The 248-nt window shown below is 38.7% G+C and carries 1 protein-coding gene; it reads left to right on the top strand.

Annotated features, from left to right (window positions below; translation table 11 throughout):
• Positions 1 to 248, top strand: a 248-nt coding sequence (locus Q1A60_RS21550) for a T9SS type B sorting domain-containing protein (RefSeq protein WP_300008527.1), incomplete at both ends; no start/stop codon positions are given.

Here is a 248-nt window from a genome sequence, read left to right as displayed (position 1 = left end):
ACAGGAGAGTGTAGTATCTCTGAAGTAGAGATAGGCATTATCGATTATCCAAGATTCTTTACACCGAATCAAGATGGATTCCATGATACGTGGAATATCATAGGGATTGGCGTAGCCCCTAACTTAAATGCTCAGATTTATATCTTTGATAGATATGGGAAGCTGTTAAAACAACTAAGTCCAACCAGTCAAGGATGGGATGGTACCTTTAATGGTCAACCGATGAACTCAGATGATTATTGGTTTAG

Source organism: uncultured Dokdonia sp., from assembly GCF_947492535.1.
Classification (GTDB): Bacteria; Bacteroidota; Bacteroidia; order Flavobacteriales; family Flavobacteriaceae; genus Dokdonia.
Note: the sequence above shows the minus strand (reverse complement) of the source record. Positions and strands in the feature narration are given on the sequence as shown.